At 41.9% G+C, this 18,093-nt stretch carries 18 protein-coding genes; 10 read left to right on the top strand and 8 right to left on the bottom strand.

Annotated elements, in window-relative coordinates; all coding sequences use genetic code 11:
- Positions 1–7 precede the first annotated feature (7 nt).
- A complete protein-coding gene (gene mraY / locus OFO12_RS00305) occupies positions 8–1,069 on the bottom strand; it encodes a phospho-N-acetylmuramoyl-pentapeptide-transferase (protein ID WP_270868090.1) in 1,062 nt (353 codons plus the stop codon).
- A 147-nt stretch (positions 1,070–1,216) separates the two neighbouring features.
- Here mraY and gpmI point away from each other — a divergent pair, with 147 nt between their 5' ends.
- From gpmI to OFO12_RS00285, 4 genes are all read left to right on the top strand, one after another.
- Positions 1,217–2,683, top strand: coding sequence for a 2,3-bisphosphoglycerate-independent phosphoglycerate mutase (gpmI, locus tag OFO12_RS00300; RefSeq protein WP_270869052.1), 1,467 nt, complete (start codon positions 1,217–1,219; stop codon positions 2,681–2,683).
- Positions 2,684–2,701: 18 nt separating this feature from the next.
- Positions 2,702–2,860, top strand: a complete 159-nt coding sequence (locus OFO12_RS00295) for a hypothetical protein (protein WP_270869051.1) — start codon at positions 2,702–2,704, stop codon at positions 2,858–2,860.
- Positions 2,861–2,940: 80 nt separating this feature from the next.
- A complete protein-coding gene (fabG, locus tag OFO12_RS00290; RefSeq protein WP_270869050.1) occupies positions 2,941–3,684 on the top strand; it encodes a 3-oxoacyl-ACP reductase FabG in 744 nt (247 codons plus the stop codon).
- Positions 3,685–3,811: 127 nt separating this feature from the next.
- Positions 3,812–4,426: a hypothetical protein gene (locus OFO12_RS00285; protein WP_270869049.1), complete on the top strand. Its 615-nt coding sequence runs from the start codon at positions 3,812–3,814 to the stop codon at positions 4,424–4,426.
- Between the two features lie 471 nt (positions 4,427–4,897).
- On the opposite strand, the gene OFO12_RS00280 is transcribed toward OFO12_RS00285, so the two are convergent.
- The gene (locus tag OFO12_RS00280) at positions 4,898–5,878 is read right to left on the bottom strand and encodes a helix-turn-helix transcriptional regulator (RefSeq protein ID WP_270869048.1); all 981 of its coding nucleotides are present in this window, start codon (positions 5,876–5,878) and stop codon (positions 4,898–4,900) included.
- A 117-nt stretch (positions 5,879–5,995) separates the two neighbouring features.
- On the opposite strand from OFO12_RS00280, the gene acpP reads away from it, so the two are divergent.
- The 4 genes from acpP to rho all read left to right on the top strand — a co-directional run bounded on the left by acpP (position 5,996) and on the right by rho (position 9,828).
- A complete protein-coding gene (gene acpP / locus OFO12_RS00275) occupies positions 5,996–6,229 on the top strand; it encodes an acyl carrier protein (protein WP_270859356.1) in 234 nt (77 codons plus the stop codon).
- A 29-nt stretch (positions 6,230–6,258) separates the two neighbouring features.
- Complete coding sequence (locus OFO12_RS00270) at positions 6,259–7,473, top strand: beta-ketoacyl-ACP synthase II (protein WP_270861947.1); 1,215 nt, start codon at positions 6,259–6,261, stop codon at positions 7,471–7,473.
- Positions 7,473–8,408 (top strand): acetyl-CoA carboxylase carboxyl transferase subunit alpha, encoded by a 936-nt coding sequence (gene accA / locus OFO12_RS00265; protein ID WP_270861946.1) that lies wholly within the window; start codon positions 7,473–7,475, stop codon positions 8,406–8,408. The genes OFO12_RS00270 and accA overlap by 1 nt, the downstream gene beginning before the upstream one ends.
- Positions 8,409–8,472: 64 nt before the next feature.
- Positions 8,473–9,828: a transcription termination factor Rho gene (gene rho / locus OFO12_RS00260; RefSeq protein ID WP_270859359.1), complete on the top strand. Its 1,356-nt coding sequence runs from the start codon at positions 8,473–8,475 to the stop codon at positions 9,826–9,828.
- A gap of 56 nt (positions 9,829–9,884) precedes the next feature.
- Here the strand turns inward: rho and OFO12_RS00255 are convergent, their stop codons facing one another.
- From OFO12_RS00255 to OFO12_RS00230, 6 genes are all read right to left on the bottom strand, one after another.
- The gene (locus OFO12_RS00255) at positions 9,885–10,508 is read right to left on the bottom strand and encodes a hypothetical protein (RefSeq protein WP_270869047.1); all 624 of its coding nucleotides are present in this window, start codon (positions 10,506–10,508) and stop codon (positions 9,885–9,887) included.
- A 151-nt stretch (positions 10,509–10,659) separates the two neighbouring features.
- Positions 10,660–12,609, bottom strand: coding sequence for a tetratricopeptide repeat protein (locus OFO12_RS00250; protein WP_270869046.1), 1,950 nt, complete (start codon positions 12,607–12,609; stop codon positions 10,660–10,662).
- Positions 12,606–13,526 (bottom strand): ABC transporter permease, encoded by a 921-nt coding sequence (locus tag OFO12_RS00245; protein WP_270869045.1) that lies wholly within the window; start codon positions 13,524–13,526, stop codon positions 12,606–12,608. The genes OFO12_RS00250 and OFO12_RS00245 overlap by 4 nt, the downstream gene beginning before the upstream one ends.
- The gene (locus OFO12_RS00240; protein ID WP_270869044.1) at positions 13,526–14,314 is read right to left on the bottom strand and encodes an ATP-binding cassette domain-containing protein; all 789 of its coding nucleotides are present in this window, start codon (positions 14,312–14,314) and stop codon (positions 13,526–13,528) included. The genes OFO12_RS00245 and OFO12_RS00240 overlap by 1 nt, the downstream gene beginning before the upstream one ends.
- A 140-nt stretch (positions 14,315–14,454) precedes the next feature.
- Positions 14,455–15,318: a signal recognition particle-docking protein FtsY gene (gene ftsY / locus OFO12_RS00235; protein ID WP_270869043.1), complete on the bottom strand. Its 864-nt coding sequence runs from the start codon at positions 15,316–15,318 to the stop codon at positions 14,455–14,457.
- Positions 15,318–15,905: a TlpA family protein disulfide reductase gene (locus OFO12_RS00230; RefSeq protein ID WP_270869042.1), complete on the bottom strand. Its 588-nt coding sequence runs from the start codon at positions 15,903–15,905 to the stop codon at positions 15,318–15,320. The genes ftsY and OFO12_RS00230 overlap by 1 nt, the downstream gene beginning before the upstream one ends.
- A gap of 81 nt (positions 15,906–15,986) precedes the next feature.
- On the opposite strand from OFO12_RS00230, the gene OFO12_RS00225 reads away from it, so the two are divergent.
- On the top strand, positions 15,987–16,604 hold the full coding sequence (locus OFO12_RS00225; RefSeq protein ID WP_270869041.1) for a 5-formyltetrahydrofolate cyclo-ligase: 618 nt from the start codon (positions 15,987–15,989) through the stop codon (positions 16,602–16,604).
- Positions 16,537–18,090 (top strand): ribonuclease Y, encoded by a 1,554-nt coding sequence (rny, locus tag OFO12_RS00220; protein ID WP_270859364.1) that lies wholly within the window; start codon positions 16,537–16,539, stop codon positions 18,088–18,090. The genes OFO12_RS00225 and rny overlap by 68 nt, the downstream gene beginning before the upstream one ends.
- The last annotated feature ends 3 nt before the right edge of the window (positions 18,091–18,093 follow it).

The following is an 18,093-nucleotide window of genomic DNA, read 5'->3' as shown; positions in this document are numbered from 1 at the left end:
TTTTTCCTTATCTTAATTTTATCGAAGTTAGCGCGATTAAATTTGCCATTAGCGCGATTATCCAAAAGCGAATTATGATTTTGTTTTCGCTCCAACCTTTCAGCTCGAAATGGTGATGAATAGGCGCCATAAGGAAAATTCGCCTTTTAAACATTTTAAAGCTTCCTACCTGCAAAATCACGCTTAGTGTCTCCATTACAAAGACAAATCCGATTATAATTAGCAAAAATTCATTTTTTGTCACAATCGCGCAATATCCTAAAAACGCCCCTACGCTCAGACTTCCGCTATCGCCCATGAAAACTTCGGCTGGGTAGCAGTTAAACCACAAAAACCCAAAAAGTGCGCCGATAAGGGCTGCGATGATGATACTTAGCTCGCCCACACCTGCGATTTTTGGCAAAAACAGGTATTGCGCATAAATCGCGTGTCCGCACAAATAGGCAAAAATACCAAGGCTAGCTAGTGAAAACACCGAGGGAATCGTGGCTAGCCCGTCAAGGCCGTCGGTTAAATTTACAGCGTTTGAGCTCGCGCTGAAAACTATCATCCAAAATACAATGGCGAAAAATTCTAAATTTATTATGTGGTTTTTCACGAAGGGCAAATACAGCTCGCCACCAAGCGGACTGAAAATATATAGCGTAAATGAAATTCCCAAAGCTAGGGCGTTTTGGAGTAAAAGTTTGGTTTGCGGGCTAAGTCCTGCGTGGTTAGAGGCACCCAAAATTTTAGACAAATCGTCCTTAAATCCTATCGCGCAAAACCCAGCTAGCGTGATTAAACCGCAGATTGTGAAAATGCTAAATTTCACGCACAAAGCACTCGCCACAATCGCCGAGAAAACAAAGACAAGTCCGCCCATTGTGGGGGTTTTGGACTTTTTTTGGTGTGTTTGCGGGGCTAGGTCGTAGATAGGCTGGGAGGCGTTTTTGGCTCTGGCCCAAGATATGAATCGTGGCATTAGATACACGCTTAAAATAAAAGCTATGAAAAACGCGATTCCAGCGCGTGCTGTGGTGTATTGAAAGAAATTTATATTTGTGATTTGGTAGATATAATATAACAAAATTTGCCTTTTAAATTTTATTTTAAAACCGATTATTTTAATACTTTCTTTGTAAAATTTAGCTTTTAAATTTTAAATTTTGTGATATTTGCTAAAAAAAAGTATAATGCGAAATTTCAATGTCCGCATTGAATTTAGGAGAAAAATATGAAACAAAAAACAATCCTTGTCATAACTGACGGCATTGGTTGCAACCAAAGTAGCGAATTTAACGCCTTTGCCACAGCCAAAAAGCCGACTTACGATATGCTTTTCGCCTCTGTGCCAAACACGCTACTTCGCACATCTGGGCTTGCGGTGGGCTTGCCTGAGGGACAAATGGGAAACTCTGAGGTCGGGCACATGACGATTGGAAGCGGTCGCGTGCTGTATCAAAATCTAGTCAAAATTGATAAAATGATCGAAAACGACACTCTAAAAACTGCGCCTGAAATCGTAAATTTGCTAAAAATTTGCCCTAGGGTGCATGTCATAGGGCTATACAGCGACGGTGGCGTGCATTCGCATTTGCGCCATTTTGGCGCAGTTTGCCAGATAGCAAAAGACGCTGGCGCGCAGGTTTTTGCCCACGCTATCACTGACGGACGCGATGTAAGTCCCACAAGCGGGGCAGGGTTTTTGGAAGCTTTGGAGGCGAAATTTAGCGTAGGAAGCGTTTGCGGGCGGTTTTATGCTATGGATAGGGACAACCGCTGGGAAAGGGTGCAAAAGGCCTATACTGCGCTAATGGGCGAGGGCGAGAAGCAAAAAATCTCCCCAAGCGAGTATGCTCGCAAAAGCTATGAGAAGGGCATTACGGACGAATTTATCGAGCCAGCGATTTTTGGAGAATTTGACGGGATTAAAGAAAATGACGGAATTATTTTTGTAAATTTCCGAAATGATAGGGCGCGTGAGATTTGCCAAGCTTTGAGTATGGAGGATTTCACGGGCTTTGAGCGTAAATTTTGCGTGCGAAATTTAATCACCATGACAGAATACGACGCGAAATTTCCATTTCCGATCATTGTCAAAAAGGACATTTTGCAAAATACTCTTGCCGAGGTTATTGCGGATGCGGGACTTAGACAGCTCCACACCGCCGAGACCGAAAAATACGCTCATGTTACATTTTTTTTCAACGGCGGCAGCGAAGAGTGCGTGAAGAACGAAACCCGCATTTTAATCGACAGCCCAAAGGTCGCAACCTACGATTTATGCCCAGCTATGAGCGCTCACGCTGTGTGCGAGGCTGTGATAAAGGGCATTGAAGGGGGCGAAGATTTTATCGTGGTAAATTTCGCTAACGGCGATATGGTCGGCCACACGGGCAACTTCGACGCTGCGGTTAAGGCAGTCGAGGCGGTAGATGAGTGTCTGGGTAAAATTTACGCTAAGGCAAAGGAATTTGATTACGCTTATGTGCAAATTTCAGATCACGGCAACTGCGAGCAAATGCGAGGGGCACAGGGCGAATTGCTTACTAATCACACCACTTTTGATGTGTTTTGCTTCGTAAGCGCGCAGGGCGTGAGTGAGTTAAAGAGGGATTTTGGGCTTAGCAATGTCGCACCAACTATCTTAAAGCTAATGGGGCTTGAAATTCCAGCGCAAATGGACGAGGCGCTGTTTTAAGATTGTAAAAGGGTAAAAATGCAAAATTTGATTGATAGCTTCATATCTGGCTTGGAGGCGAAATTTTGGGATATTCATATACCTTATGAAAACTGGGGCAATTTTTTAGGCTATGATATGAGCAACATATTTGCTGTAATCGTGATTTTTGCATTTTTATACATAATCTGGCGCTGAAATTTTTCAAATAAAGAGCGAAAATGCTTTATTTACGATAACCCGCTATAATGCGCAAATTTTTCAAAAAAGGATAAAAAATGAAATTTAGTGGAAAAAATGTCTTAATCACAGGCGCAAGTAGAGGAATCGGCGCAGATATCGCCAGAGTGCTAGCTAGCATGGGGCTTAAAGTATGGATCAACTACCGCTCAAAGCCTGAGCTAGCCGACGCGCTTTTAGAAGAAATTCGAGCTGGTGGCGGCGAGGGCGCTGTGGTGAAATTTGACGCGACAAACGAGGCTGAATTTTGCGAAGCGATAAATGCGATAATCGAGTGTGACGGCGAACTAAGCTACCTCGTCAATAACGCAGGTATCACAAACGACAAACTAGCCCTTCGTATGAAGCTCGAAGACTTCACTCGCGTAATTGACGCGAATCTCACTTCGGCTTTTATCGGCTCACGCGAGGCACTAAAAGTAATGAGCAAAAAACGCTTCGGAGCAGTCGTAAATATCGCCTCAATCGTCGGAGAAATGGGAAATGCAGGGCAGGTGAATTACAGCGCGAGCAAGGGCGGTATGATAGCGATGAGCAAGAGTTTCGCCAAAGAGGGTGCGAGTCGCGGAGTGCGCTTTAACTGCGTGACACCGGGCTTTATCGCTACTGATATGACAGACGCTCTAAGCGATGAGATCAGAGCGAACTACGAGGCAAATATCCCGCTTAAACGCTTCGGAAGCGCGCAAGATGTGGCGCACGGCGTGGCGTTTTTGCTTAGCGATTATGCTAGCTATATCACCGGCGATGTGCTTAAAATCAACGGCGGACTTTATATGTAACCAAATTTTGCCGAATTTTCGGCAAAATTTTAAATTTTCTTCTTAAAATTCTACATTTTTATTTTTTGACACAATATGACAAAAAATCCATGTAAAATTGCTCCAAATCAAAAACAAGGAGCAAAAAATGGAAATTTCACTCACAAGAGCGTTGGCTGAGATTAAGTTGATTGATAAAAAGTTGCAAGGCGGGGATTACAAATTAGCCAAAGTCGCAATAAACGGCGTTTTGGTAAATGCTAGCAACCAAACTCCGCAAGATTTCTTAAAATACGCCAATGGCGTGCTGGATAGCAGGGCGGATTTGCGCAAGAAAAAACGCGCGCTAAAAGGCGCAGTTGCCAAGGCAAATGTGCAAAACACCATTAAAATCGGCAAAGAAGAGCTATCTATCATCGAGGCTATCGAATACAAGGGCATTGTGAGCGCCTGGATCGATGAATTATCTATGATGATTGCTTACCTTGATGAGGCGGCGAAAATCAAGGAAAAAGAGGAAGCCAAAACCGAGGAAAAGGCGCAAAAAACGCTAGAATCTATCTATGGCGCGGCCAAAAACAGCTTGCCTAAAGATACGATTGAACAAACTCTAAAAAGCTTCCGTGATGCCTATAAAATCGAGATTATCTCGCCACTTACTTTGGAAAAAGCGATCGCGCAAAAAGACGAGCTAGTCATGCTTTTAAGCGAGATTGATTTGAGTCTGTCTGAAATCAATGCTAAAACGATGATTGAAATCTAACCTCGCGCAGGTTTGCGAAATAGGGCGAAATTCGAGATTTGATACCGCCCTAGCGAGCATATCGAAAACGAGCGAAAAAGGAGACCAAGAAAGCGCCACTTGGCAAAAAACGGCGCGCTAACAAACTATAAAGATTTGCTAAATCTTTTAGAGACTGTGTATCTCTCTGGCTCATAACCAGAATCAGGCTTGTTGCCTGAGCCGCTTAAAGTGCAAAATTTATAGTTTAAAATGCAAAAATTAAATTTCAAATTTAGTTTTCGCAAAGTTGAAATTTTATGATGCGTGCTAATTTTACGCGCCTTAAAGTTATTTAAAATCCTAGGTAAGGTTTTATAAGTTTTTTTCCTTAATCTTGCTTGTTTGGACTAGGCTGATATGCTCGCTAGGGCGGTAGTTTGGGGGCAGAAATGAAACAGAATTTTGCCTATTTGCGTAGGGAATTTAGCCTGAATTTGCCATTAAATTTAGCTAGGAATTTGGTTTTTGTGGCGGTAAATTTCCGTGTGTATTCTCATAAAATTCCCTAGCTATGCCCTTCACGATACCTTCTAGTTTGCGCGGGGCTAGGACTTTTATGCGCGGAAGCCACTGCTTGATGATGTTTAAAATTTCGGCGAAATTTGTCACGCTAAATTCGACATTTATGCTCCCGTCGTCGTTTTCGCAAACGATTTCTTGGGTGGGGTAGAATTTTTTGAGCCTGAAATACTTGGCGTGTTCTTGCGGGATTTGCAAAATTACTTTGATTAAATTCGCCCTGAAATTCGGCGAATAGCTAGCCCATGGCGAGTTTATGAAATGCAAAAAATCTAGGTAATTTTGGTCGCGCTTAAACTCTTTCCCGCTAAATTTGACCTCGCTCATCATCGCGATTCGAAAAATCACATGCGCGTGCTTGTGCGGGCGTTTTTGCAGTCCTGCGAGGTAGAAATTTTGCTCCATAAACATTATTTTATATGGCTGGATTGTAAAGTGCGAAATTTTGCCCGCGTTTGTGTATTTAAAGGAAATTTCTTTTTTATAAGTTATCGCGCGCTCTAAAATTTTAAACATTTCCCGCCTAGCAAAAATTTCCTCGTAAGGCTTGTGTTTAAAGATATATGGGCTCTCGTCTAGGTTTTTTAAAATTTTATCTTGCATGGATTTGCTTAAATTTTTTGAAATTTCTAGGCTGGATTTGTGAGAGAGTTTTATGATTTCTTTAAGCATAAAAAATTCGCTCGAATTTAGCATATTTTCAAAAATCACTTTTTGCGAGCTTTGGTAATTTCCGCCCCCCAAATGCACGAAAATATCGCCAAAAATTTCTTTGATGACCTCCAAATCTCGCCTTAGCGTGCGCTCGCTGACGCTGTATTTATCCGCTAAATTCGCCAGATTTAGCACACTGCCTTTTTGCAAATCATATATGATTTCGATCACGCGTTTGACCGAGCTATCTTTACTCAAAATTTAACTCCAAATTTTATAATGTCAGGGCGCGTATTATAGTAAAAATGTTTAAATTTCGATACTTTAAGCAAACTTATTATAATATAACGAGTTATTTTTTTAAAGGAGTTCCAAATGGCAGCATTTGAAGATGTAAGAGATGTAGTTGTGGAGCAACTTAGCGTTGCACCTGATCAAGTAAAACCAGAAGCAAAAATTATCGAAGATTTGGGCGCTGATTCATTAGATGTAGTTGAGCTAGTAATGGCTTTGGAAGAGAAATTTGGCATCGAAATTCCAGATAGCGAATCAGAGAAATTAGTAACAATCGGCGATGTCGTAAGCTATGTAGAAAGCTTAAATAAATAATTTAAATTTTAAATTTTAAGGAATTGATCTTGAAAAGAGTCGTAGTAACCGGAATTGGCATGATTACAGCCCTTGGCCTTGATAAAAAAAGTAGTTTCGAAAACATTTGCAGCGGAAAAACCGGAGTAGGCAAGATTACACTTTTTGATGCGAGCGAATTTCCAGTTAGCATAGCAGCCGAAGTTAAGGATTTCGATCCTAGCGTGGTTGTCGAAGACGGCAAAGAGATCAAGAAAATGGATAGATTTATTCAACTAGGACTAAAAGCTGCCGCAGAGGCTATGAGTGATGCTAAATTTAGCGAATTTGACGCTGATGAGTTTGGTATCAGCTCAGCCGCTGGAATCGGTGGTTTGCCGAATATTGAGATCAACTCAAATGTCTGTTTGCAGCGTGGTCCTAGGAGAATTTCTCCATTTTTTATCCCGTCTGCACTAGTAAATATGCTAGGCGGATTTATTTCTATTTATCACAATCTCAAAGGTCCAAATTTAGCCAGTGTTACAGCTTGTGCGGCATCTACTCACGCTATCATCGAGGCGGCGAAAACTATCCAAGTCGGTGAAGCGAAAAAAATGTTAGTCGTTGGCGCTGAGGCTGCGATTTGCCCTGTCGGTATCGGTGGATTTGCCGCTATGAAGGCACTTTCTACTAGAAATGACGATCCTGAGCATGCAAGCAGACCGTTTGACGGGGAGAGAAATGGCTTTGTTATGGGAGAGGGCGCAGCTGCGCTTGTTTTAGAGACTTACGAGGACGCAGTTGCAAGAGGGGCTAAAATTTATGGCGAGCTTATCGGATATGGTTCTAGCGGTGATGCGTATCATATCACTTCGCCTACGCTTGATGGTCCGCTTCGCGCTATGAAAAAGGCCTATAAAATGGCTGGCGAACCAAAGGTTGATTATATCAACGCTCACGGCACATCTACTGCGGTAAATGACAGAAACGAAACAGCAGCTCTAAAAGAGCTATTTGGCGCAAATGTCCCGGCTGTAAGCTCTACAAAGGGTCAAATCGGGCATTGTCTTGGAGCAGCTGGTGCGATCGAGGCAGCGGTTGCCCTACTAGCTATGGAAAGTGGAATTATCCCTCCTACAATCAATCAAATTTCAAAAGATCCAGAGTGTGATTTGGACTATGTCCCAAATACTGCGCGCAAAGCACAGATTGATTGCGTTATGAGCAACAATTTCGGCTTTGGTGGCACAAACGGATCTGTAATCTTCAAAAGAGTGAAATAATGGCAAGTTATCTTGATTTTGAAAAATCTATTAAACAAATAGATGATGATATCGCCAACGCAAAAATTCGTGGCGATGAGGACGCGGTTGAGATTTTAAACAAAAATTTAGAAAAAGAGGTCGCTAAAATTTACAAAAATCTTAGCGAATACCAACGCTTGCAACTAGCCCGCCACCCAGATCGTCCTTATGCGATTGATTATATCAGAGCACTTTTAAAAGACGCTCACGAAATCCACGGCGATCGCGCGTATCGCGATGACGCGTCGATTGTGTGCTACCTAGGTATCATCGGCACACGCAAAATCGTCGTAATCGCAGAACAAAAGGGTCGTGGCACAAAAAATAAATTAAAGCGAAATTTCGGTATGCCTCACCCAGAAGGTTACCGCAAGGCTCTAAGAGTGGCGAAATTAGCCGAAAAATTTAATCTGCCTATTTTATTTTTAATCGACACTCCGGGTGCATATCCTGGAATCGGCGCCGAAGAGCGCGGACAAAGCGAGGCAATCGCGCGAAATTTATACGAACTTAGTAATCTACGCACTCCAACAATCGCCGTAGTTATCGGCGAGGGTGGAAGCGGTGGCGCGCTAGCTATCGGCGTAGCCGATAAATTAGCAATGCTACAAAACTCAATCTTTTCAGTTATTTCGCCAGAGGGCTGTGCGGCGATTTTGTGGAACGATCCAGAAAAAAGCGAAGCAGCGACAAAAGCGTTAAAGATTACCGCTGAGGAGTTAAAAGAGCTTGATCTAATCGACGATGTCATCGAAGAGCCTAAAATGGGCGCTCACAGGGACAGAGACGCCACGGCGAAACTGCTAGGAAACTATGTTTTAGCCGAGCTTGACAAGCTAGCAAATCTCTCAATCGATGAGATTATCACTCGCAGACAACAAAAAATTCTAAAATTTGGTGCGTTTAAGGAATAAAATTTTATAATTACAGCTACCTTTTACCGCCAAATTTTAAATCTTCAAATTTCAAAGAGGAACAATGGAAAACACTAAGGAAAATTCAACCCAACAGACCCAAACCGCCCCACAAGCACCAAATCACACGAAAAAAGTTCATGCTAAAACTCATGTCCCAGTAGAGGGATATCAAATCGAAGAGCTTCGCGCTATGGATTTAGAAAATCTTGTCGCAATCGCTGATGAGCTAGGTGTGGAAAATTCTCGCGAATTTCGCCGCCAAGAGCTCGTGTTTGAGATACTTCGCATGCAGACAAAACAGGGCGGATTTATTTTATTTACCGGAATTTTAGAGGTTACACCTGAGGGATACGGCTTTTTGCGAGGAATCGACTCAAACCTTAGCGATAGCGCAAATGACGCCTATGTCAGCCTAAGCCAAATTCGTAAATTTGCCCTTCGTGTGGGCGATATCGTCACAGGTCAGGTCAGAGAACCAAAAGATCAAGAGAAATATTATGCGCTTTTAAAAATCGAAGCGATTAATTACAAATCAATCCAAGAAGCCAGAGAAAGACCGCTTTTTGACAACCTTACTCCGCTTTTTCCAACTGAAAAATTACAGCTCGAATACGATCCGATGAAACTAACTGGTCGCGTGCTAGACCTTTTTACGCCGATTGGCAAGGGTCAAAGAGCGCTTATCACAGCTCCACCTCGCACAGGTAAAACCGAACTTATGAAGGAGCTGGCAAACGGAATTACGAGAAATCACCCAGAGGTCGAGCTTTTGGTGCTTTTGGTAGATGAAAGACCAGAAGAGGTTACCGATATGGAACGCAGTGTGCGTGGCGAGGTGTTTAGCTCGACTTTCGATCAGCCTGCGTTTAACCATGTGCGCGTGGCTGAGCTCGTGATCGAAAAGGCAAAACGCGCCGTCGAAATTGGCAAAGATGTGGTGATTTTGCTCGATAGTATTACCCGCCTTGCACGCGCTTACAACACCGTAACCCCAGCTAGCGGTAAGGTGCTAAGCGGTGGTGTCGATGCCAACGCACTTCACAAGCCAAAACGCTTTTTTGGAGCGGCGCGAAATATCGAAAACGGCGGATCGCTTACTATCGTGGCGACTGCGCTAATCGAGACGGGATCTCGTATGGACGATGTGATTTTCGAGGAATTTAAAGGCACCGGAAATAGCGAGATTATCCTAGATAGAAATATCAGCGATCGCCGAATTTACCCAGCGATTAATATCACAAAATCAGGCACGAGAAAAGAAGAGTTGCTCCAAGGTGCGCAAAATTTGCAGAAAATTTGGGCTATTCGCTCTGTGGTTTCTACGATGGACGATGTCGAGGCACTGAAATTTTTATACCCAAAAATCCTAAAAACCAAAAACAACGCAGAACTTTTATCGATTATGAACGAGCAGTAGAAATTTTGCTTTTGCTTCTATGCAAAAGCAAAATTTTTATTTTATCTTCTACAATTTTAATTTATTTCAAAAGTTTTTAGTTTTTTATAGAGTTCGGCATTATGTAGTTCTCTGCAAATGTCTTTATTTTCATTTATATTTTTTGTTTCTATAATGTATTTACTGCCACTTTCCTTCAAAACCATCTGAGCGCAAAATTCTATTTGCTCCTTTGATTTCAAGCCTACACTATATTCTATTGGTTTGCCTACTTCAAGTTTTTGTTTTAATGCTTCATTTTTAAAATGTCTAACCGTGGTCATAGATTGTAAATCCCTAAATTCTCCACGCAAAGAAAAATCATCTCTTATCTGTTTTAGTGCAGTTTCAAACTCTTGCGAGTAAGCAAGTCCAATTGGTGTTGTTTTTACTTCTTGTCTAGTCATCCCAATGCTAAGCATACCTAGTAGCATTGGTGAAGTAGCAAAGGCGATAATGATTAATATCCAAGAAATAATCGCAACTAATTTTGAAGCAACTCCTTTAACCGCCTTAATCGTAGCGATAATCGCACAAACAAGAGCAAGTGGAACAAATAAAATTCCTAAAAAGAAAATTCCTAAAATAGCAAATACGATAGCCAAAATTCCAGCCGCATTGCCACTACCTTGATTGACAACTATGATTTTTTCATCTGCCATAAAAACTCCTTAGAAAAAATAAAGAGTGATTATAGCCCCCCCCGTTAAAATTTGCTGAATTTAAGCTTAATACATAAATTTTACGCGTAGTACTTGGAATTTGGAAAATTATATTAAATTTTTATGGACGAGTAAAACTCGCCCATAAATTTTATTTCGCATTTTTTGCTTTTTTATACATTTCGCATGAGTTGTATCGCTCTGAATTATCGCCCAGATCGCAACCTTCGCCGTAATACTCAGTGGCCTTTGCCATATTTTTCTCTACGCCTACGCCATCATAATACATTGCCCCTGCGTTTCTGCACGCACTGGCGTATTCGCCCTCGCAAGCTTTGTGGTAAAATTCCAATGCTATGTCGTAATCCTGCCTTACAACATCGCCTTTGTAATAGACATTTCCAGCGTAGTTGCATGCACGCATATTTCCTAGCTCGCAGGCTTTTTTGTAGGCTTTTGTCGCCTTTCTGCCGTCTGGTTTGATATGTATCATATAGGCGTTTCTGCCGTATCCGTTCCAGTATAATTCACCTAGCTTAAAGCAATCCTCGGCACTATCCTTTTCGCAAGAATTCTCTAAATCTCGAAGCTCAATCCATTTTTCTAAATTTGCGCAGGCTTTTTCGATACCATTATCGCACGCCTTAAAAAGCGCGTTTTTGGCTTCATCGTATTTGTAGCTTTCTTTTTTGTATTCGATTTCTGCTGCGTTCATACCCCAGATATTGCACGCTTCGTAGTTGTTTAGCTCGCAGGCTTTTTTGTAAAATTCTTGTGCTTTGGCTAAATTTGGCGCAATGTATTGGAAATATCTCTCACTTTCGTTTCCGTGTGCGTGCATTTTGCCTGCTTGCAAGCACGCATCAGAGCTGTTTGCGTCGCAGTCTTTCTCAAATTCGCTAAGTGTGTATAGCGCGCCTAAATTTTTGCATGCGATTTTGACATCTGCGTCGCAAGCCTTGCGGTAAAAGGCCCTTGCTTTACCAAAATCCACATTTATCGTATCGTCTGGGTTGGTGCGACTATTGTGGCCGTCTAGGTAGATTTTGCCCACCATGTAGCAGCTGCCGTTGATATCTAGCCCGCACGCTCTATCATAGAGCCTTGCGGCTTCGGCTACTTCGTGATCTCTGCCGGTTGAGAGATAAAAATCAGCCAACCAATGGCAATTTAGCGCGTTTTCTAGCCCACTTCCAGCCTTGCAAAGCTTTTCGTGATTTGCGGTTAAAACTACGATTTTTTCTTTTAGCTCGTCGATTTTACGCTCTTTTTCTTGTCTGTCTTTGATATCGAAAATCCCCATAGATCGCTCGGTTGCGACGATTTGTTTTTGGCAGCCTGTTACGATATTTCCGTCGCAGGCGCGTTTGGTAGCATTTAGTGCGGTTTCTCTATCTTTGCTCGATAAATTGTTGTAGTTTTTCATATAGATATTTGCCACTTCGTCGCAAGATTTCGCCTCGCCACAATCGCAGGATTTTTGAAATACTTTTAGCATTACAGCTTCGCTTACGGTTTGGTTATTTTCGTAGTTTATGCCTTGTAGGTAGTATTTCCTGCCGTCCCCTGGCTCGCATGCCTTATCCTCTAAGGCTTCGAGCGGTTTTAGGGCTTTGATTTTAGCATCAATCTCTTTTTGAGCCTCTTCTTTTTGCCTTTTTATCTCGTCGCTCATACATTTTTCGTTGCCAACAAGGGCTTCGAATTTTGCCTGGGCCGGCTTAAATTTTTTGTTTTCAAAGGTATCTTTGTAAATTTCACTTGCTTTGTTGCAGTTGCCCTCGTTTTCGTAAATTTCGCCCAAATTTACGCAACTTTCGTGGTGATTTAGATCGCAAGCTTTGAGATATAGCGTTTTTGCGTTTTTGTTTTCTTGCTTTGAGGCAAAAATCGCGCCAGCCTTGTTGCAACCTACGGCATAGTTTAGCTCGCAGGCTTTTTGGTAAAATTCCTGCGCCTTTGCGTTATCTCCACTTTGCTCGTAGGCTTTCGCGCTTGCGAAGCACTCTTTGGCGTCCCCGCCTAGGCACTCAGCGTCGTTAGCGTTCGCAAAGCCAAACGCAAAGCCACAAACAAATAAAAATTTGGCAAAATCTTTCATATTTGTCCTTTATTAAATTTCAAATTTGATTTTTTAAATTTCGGCGTGTTTAAAAAGATAAAAATTTTCTGCGCTAAGATGAAGTAAAACGCGCATAAAATCGTTATTAACAGCAGGTCGTATATCCACATACTCACGCCAAATGCGCTTTTGTGCGAGCGGAAAAACCCTGATTTGTCCTCATCGGTGATAATCGTGGCTTTTAGGGAGTTGTTCATATTTTGGTAGTTGCCGTTTTCGTCGATTAGCATTTTATAATTTGCCGTTACAAGTGCTTCAAACCCCACAGGTATAGGCATGATGATAGCAGGTGGTGGCATACGCTCATAGTCGCTTTGCCATAAAAATATCGCCTTGTGAAGTTTGTCGTAAGGCACAAGCCCGCTTAGCATGATTTGAGGCACGAGCAAGATCGCAAGGCTGATTGATGCCATTTTGTCGTTATGCACGAGGCATGAAGCCACCAGAGCCATAGCGTAAGAGCAAATGAAAATAAACGAGCAAATCAGCCAGTTTGTGCTAATTAGCACGCCTTCTGGGATTTGGAGCATGGATTTGGCTGAGATTGTGAGCAAATAGCACTGAAAAATGCCAATTATCAGCGCGACGCTAAATTTCGCGGCGAAAAATTTATACAAACTAAGCCCACTACGGCTAAATTTACGCATTAGCTCTTTGTCGCCGTAAATGTCATAAATGCCCTTTAAAATCCCCAAAAACGCCGCTGAAATGGCGATAAAAAAGAGATAATCCACATAATGGTCGTTGTCTATGAAACTATCGCTGTGAGAGAAAATCCACGCGATAAAATACCCCAAAAACCACGCCACGCCAACCACGCCAAAGATGAAGTATTTGGCGTTGCGTAGGGTGTTTCGAAGAAGCTCAATCTGGGTGAAATTTAAAATATCTTTCATCATATACTCTTTAAAAATTCATTGTATTTTTTGTGAAGTTCGAGCGTATCAGCTCCCGCATAATCGCAACCTAAATGTTCGCTAAAAAACTCTGCTAAGCTCATAAATTTCGTCGTTGCTAGGCTAGTTGGTTTTTTGCAATTTTCCTTTTTGATTTCTTCAAAAAGCAAAATTTTATCAAACATCTTTATCATCTCTAAATTTGGCTGGTGAATTATCACCATGACGATTTTAGGGGCGTTCATGCTTTTGCCGTCGGCTATGTCGCGAAGGCTCTGCAAAACCTGGATACTGCCTGCGGTGCTAAGCCCGCTGGTTGGCTCATCGGCAAAGAAAATTTCATTGCGTGATAAAAGCATTTCCATTGCGATATTTACTCTTTTGCGCTGACCGCCACTAATCGCCCATTTGCCGCCTTTATATACTGGGCTGTTTCGCACCTTGCCCAAATTTAGGCTACTAATCACTTCGTCAATGCGCGAAAATGCCACGCCGTGCAATCTGGCGTAGTGTTTGAGATTTTCATAAACACTAAATTCTTTTATCAAAATATCATCTTGCGTAATCAGCGAGATTATATTTTGGTCTAAATTTGGCGCACCATTTATGCCAAACTCGCCATTTTCGCATTTTGCTTCGCCAAAAAACAGACCCAAAGTCGTGGATTTGCCTACGCCACTTGGCCCCATTACAGCTACCATTTCGCCACTATTAGCGCGAAAGCTTAGTTTTGATACAATAGGATTTTTCCCGTATGAGAGGGTGCAATTATCCGCATAAATTTGCATTTTTCGACCTAAATTTTGAAATTTTAACAAAGTCAGATTATATTCTTAACGCACTTATATTGGGGTTAAATTTGGCTAAATTTAAAAAGAATTTGCAAATTTAGTTTTTTATAAATTTGCAAATTTAAAGTGAAATTTCTCTATTCAAAAAGCCCATCGACTAGGGTATCGACAAACTCATCTGGGTTAAATTTGATCAAATCGTCCATGCTCTCGCCCACGCCGACATACAAAATCGGGATTTCTAGCTCGCGCGCAATCCCAAAAAGCGCGCCACCTTTTGGCGTGCCGTCGAGTTTGGTGATGATAATACCATCAAGCTTGGTGATTTCATTAAAAGCTTTGGCTTGGATTACGCTGTTGTTTCCCTGTGTCGCATCAAGCACGATGATTTTGCGATGTGGCGCACCCTCGCAGGCTCTGGCTGAGATACGCACGATTTTTTCTAGCTCGTTTGCTAGGTTTTTTTGGTTTTGAAGTCTGCCGGCTGTATCGATTAGCACGCGATCTAGTCCTTTGGCGACGGCTGAGCTAATGGTGTCAAATGCCACAGCCGCAGGGTCGTGGCCTTGCGCGGTAGCGATGATAGGGACATTTATGATTTGCGACCAGCGTTTTATCTGCTCGACTGCGCCCGCCCTAAATGTATCACACGCGCCCAAAATCACGCTATTTCCAGCTTTTTTGTATAAATTTGCCAGCTTTGCGACAGAGGTTGTCTTGCCTGCGCCATTTACGCCAAGGATTAGCTCGACATAAGGCTTAGCAGGGGTGAAATTTTCGTGTTCATACATAAAATATGTCTTCATTACACGCTTCAAATCGGTCTTTTCGACGAATTCGTTAGGCGGGAGATAAAATATAATTTCCTCGATGATTTCATAATCCACATCGGCTTCTAAAAGCATTTCTTCAAGCACTTCTTTTGAAATTTTGCTTTTGCCGCGGGCCTCCTTCATGGCCTCGATTGTCTTGCTAAGACCTTTTTTAAAAAAATTAAACATTATAAAATTTTCTCCATTTCGAGTGTTAAAATTTCTTCGGGAATCAAGCCGAAATATTGAGCGCTAAACTCGCCTTTTTTGTCATAAACCACCAAATACGGGATTTCTGAAATGCCTCCAAGTGTGCCTGTGAAAAAATCATTTGCCTCGCCATAGGCTATTTTAAATTTGGCTTTTACCTTTTTTTCATACTCTTTTAGCTCATCCAATGAAATCTCATCAGCTATCAAAACAGCCACTACATCGAGCTTATCGCCGTATTTTTCCACGAGCGCATTAAGCGCGCTTGCTTGGATTGTGCAAGCATCACACCACGAAGCAAAAAAGGCAAAAAGCGTGGTTTTGCCACCATTTTTTATGCTAAAACCATTTTTGTTTTTTTGCATATTTAAAATTTGATTATTTGTAAATGTGAGCGAAAACGGCGCAGTGTAATTGGTGCCAATAGTGCTTTCTGCGGGGATATTTTCATTTTCGGCGCTTTGGGTTATCTCTGGCTCGCTATTTGCGCTTTGCTCGTCCTTTTTCTCGCACCCAGCAAGGACGAAAAAACCCATGAGCAGAGCTAGTAAAATTTTAAATTTCATTTGTTACCTTGTAAATTTTGATGTGGAATTATACTTAAACTTGCTAAAATAGCCGTTAAAATTTAATACAAAGTTAAAATCGTGGAAAAAAATGAATTTAGGAAAATTTGCAAATCTAGGCTTAAATTTCGTGCCAAAATTTCAGCCAAATGCACTTCGTATATCATTTCTAGGCGCATTGCGAATTTAATCCGCGCTCTTGGTGCGCGCAAAATTTTGATTTTTTTGCCACTAAAATACGAGCCCGAAATTTTGTTTTTGAAAAATTTAATGGGTAAAAAATGCGAATTTTATCTTCCACTTATAACGGATATTAATTTAAAAATGGTAAAATTGCGACTTCCTTTTGTCAAATCGCATTTTGGGTTGCGTGAAACACTGCCCCAAAACGGCTATTTTGGCAAGGTGGATCTAGCGGTTATTCCAGTGGTTGGAGTAGATGGAAGGCTCGCTAGAATAGGACATGGTAAAGGATATTATGATATGTTTTTTTCAGGTCTAAAACACAAACCTGCCGTGGTTTTTGTGAGCTTAGAGGATTGTTTCACAAATGAAATTTTATCTTTGAGCCATGATGTGGTAGGTGATTTTTACATTACTCCGAGCAAAAATTACTTTAAAAGAGGAAAATATGATAGAGATCTTAATCGCCTTGTGCGCTCTTGCGGTGGGCGCTGGCATAGGGTATGGGGTAGCTAGAAAAATCAATAACGCAAATTACGATGTATTGATTGAACAAGCAAAAGCAAAGGCAAAAGCCATAGAATTCGAAGCCGAGGGCGTGCTTAGGGATTCTAAAATTTCAGTTCAAGAGGCTGAATTAGAGGCTAAAAAGAAATACGAGGAAAAGTCAAATCATCTCCAAAAAGATTACAACCAAAAATTCAACGAACTGAACAAAAAAGAACAGGCTCTTTTAACCGAACAAGAGGTGCTTAAAAACAGCAAAGCAGATGTAGAAAATGCGAGAAATGAAGCTAAATTTCTCTACGATGAGGGCGTAAATTTAAAGAAAAATTACGAGGAAAAACTAGCCGAATCGCTGAAAGTTTTAGAGCGCGTGGCTGGATTTACGCAAAGTGAGGCAAGAGATGAAATTTTGCGCAAGGTCGAGGAACAATCACGCATAGATATCGCTCATATCGTGCGCAAACACGAGGAAGAGGCGAAAAAAGAGGCTAGAAAAAAGGCAAATTATATCATCGCTCAGGCAACTTCGCGTTTTGCTGGCGAGTTTGCGGCTGAACGCCTAATAAATGTCGTAAATATCAAAAACGATGAGCTAAAAGGCCGAATTATCGGTAAAGAGGGTCGCAATATCAAAAGTTTGGAAATGACGCTGGGCGTAGATGTCATTATCGATGATACGCCAAATGCGATTATCGTTAGTTCGCACAATCTTTACCGCAGGGCTATCGCTGTGCGCGTAATCGAGCTTTTGATTGAAGATGGTAGAATTCAGCCAGCTAGAATCGAGGATATTTATAAAAGAGTTTGCGATGAGTTCGAATCGAGCATTTTGGAAGAGGGCGAAAATATCGTTATGGATCTAGGCATTGGCAAACTGCACCCAGAAATTTTAAAGCTCATTGGAAAGTTAAAATTCCGTGCAAGCTATGGTCAAAATGCCCTTGCGCACTCGCTTGAAGTAGCGCATTTGGCAGGAATTATCGCAGCTGAGACAGGTGGCGATCCAAAACTAGCCAAAAGGGCCGGACTTTTGCACGATATCGGCAAGGCTCTTACACACGAATACGAGGGCTCGCATGTGGATTTGGGTGCAGAGGTTTGTCGCAGATACAAAGAGCACCCAGTCGTGATTAATGCGATTTTCGCTCACCACGGACACGAGGAGGCTACAAGCGTAGAAAGTGCTGCTGTGTGCGCAGCTGACGCGCTAAGTGCGGCTAGACCTGGGGCAAGGCGTGAAGTATTGGAGAGCTTCCTAAAAAGGGTTAATGATATAGAGACAATCGCACTTGGTAAAAACGGTGTAAAACAAGCTTATGCAATCAACGCTGGACGCGAAATTCGCGTCATTGCCAATGCAAAATTAATCAACGATGATGAGGCTGTGCTAATCGCAAAAGAGATCGCCGAGGAAATCCAAGACAAGGTGCAATTCCCGGGCGAAATCAAGGTCAATGTCATACGCGAGCTTCGCGCGGTTGAAATCGCAAAATAAATT

The sequence above is a fragment of the Campylobacter sp. JMF_04 NA10 genome (assembly GCF_027737655.1).
Classification (GTDB): Bacteria; Campylobacterota; Campylobacteria; order Campylobacterales; family Campylobacteraceae; genus Campylobacter_B.
Note: the sequence above shows the minus strand (reverse complement) of the source record. Positions and strands in the feature narration are given on the sequence as shown.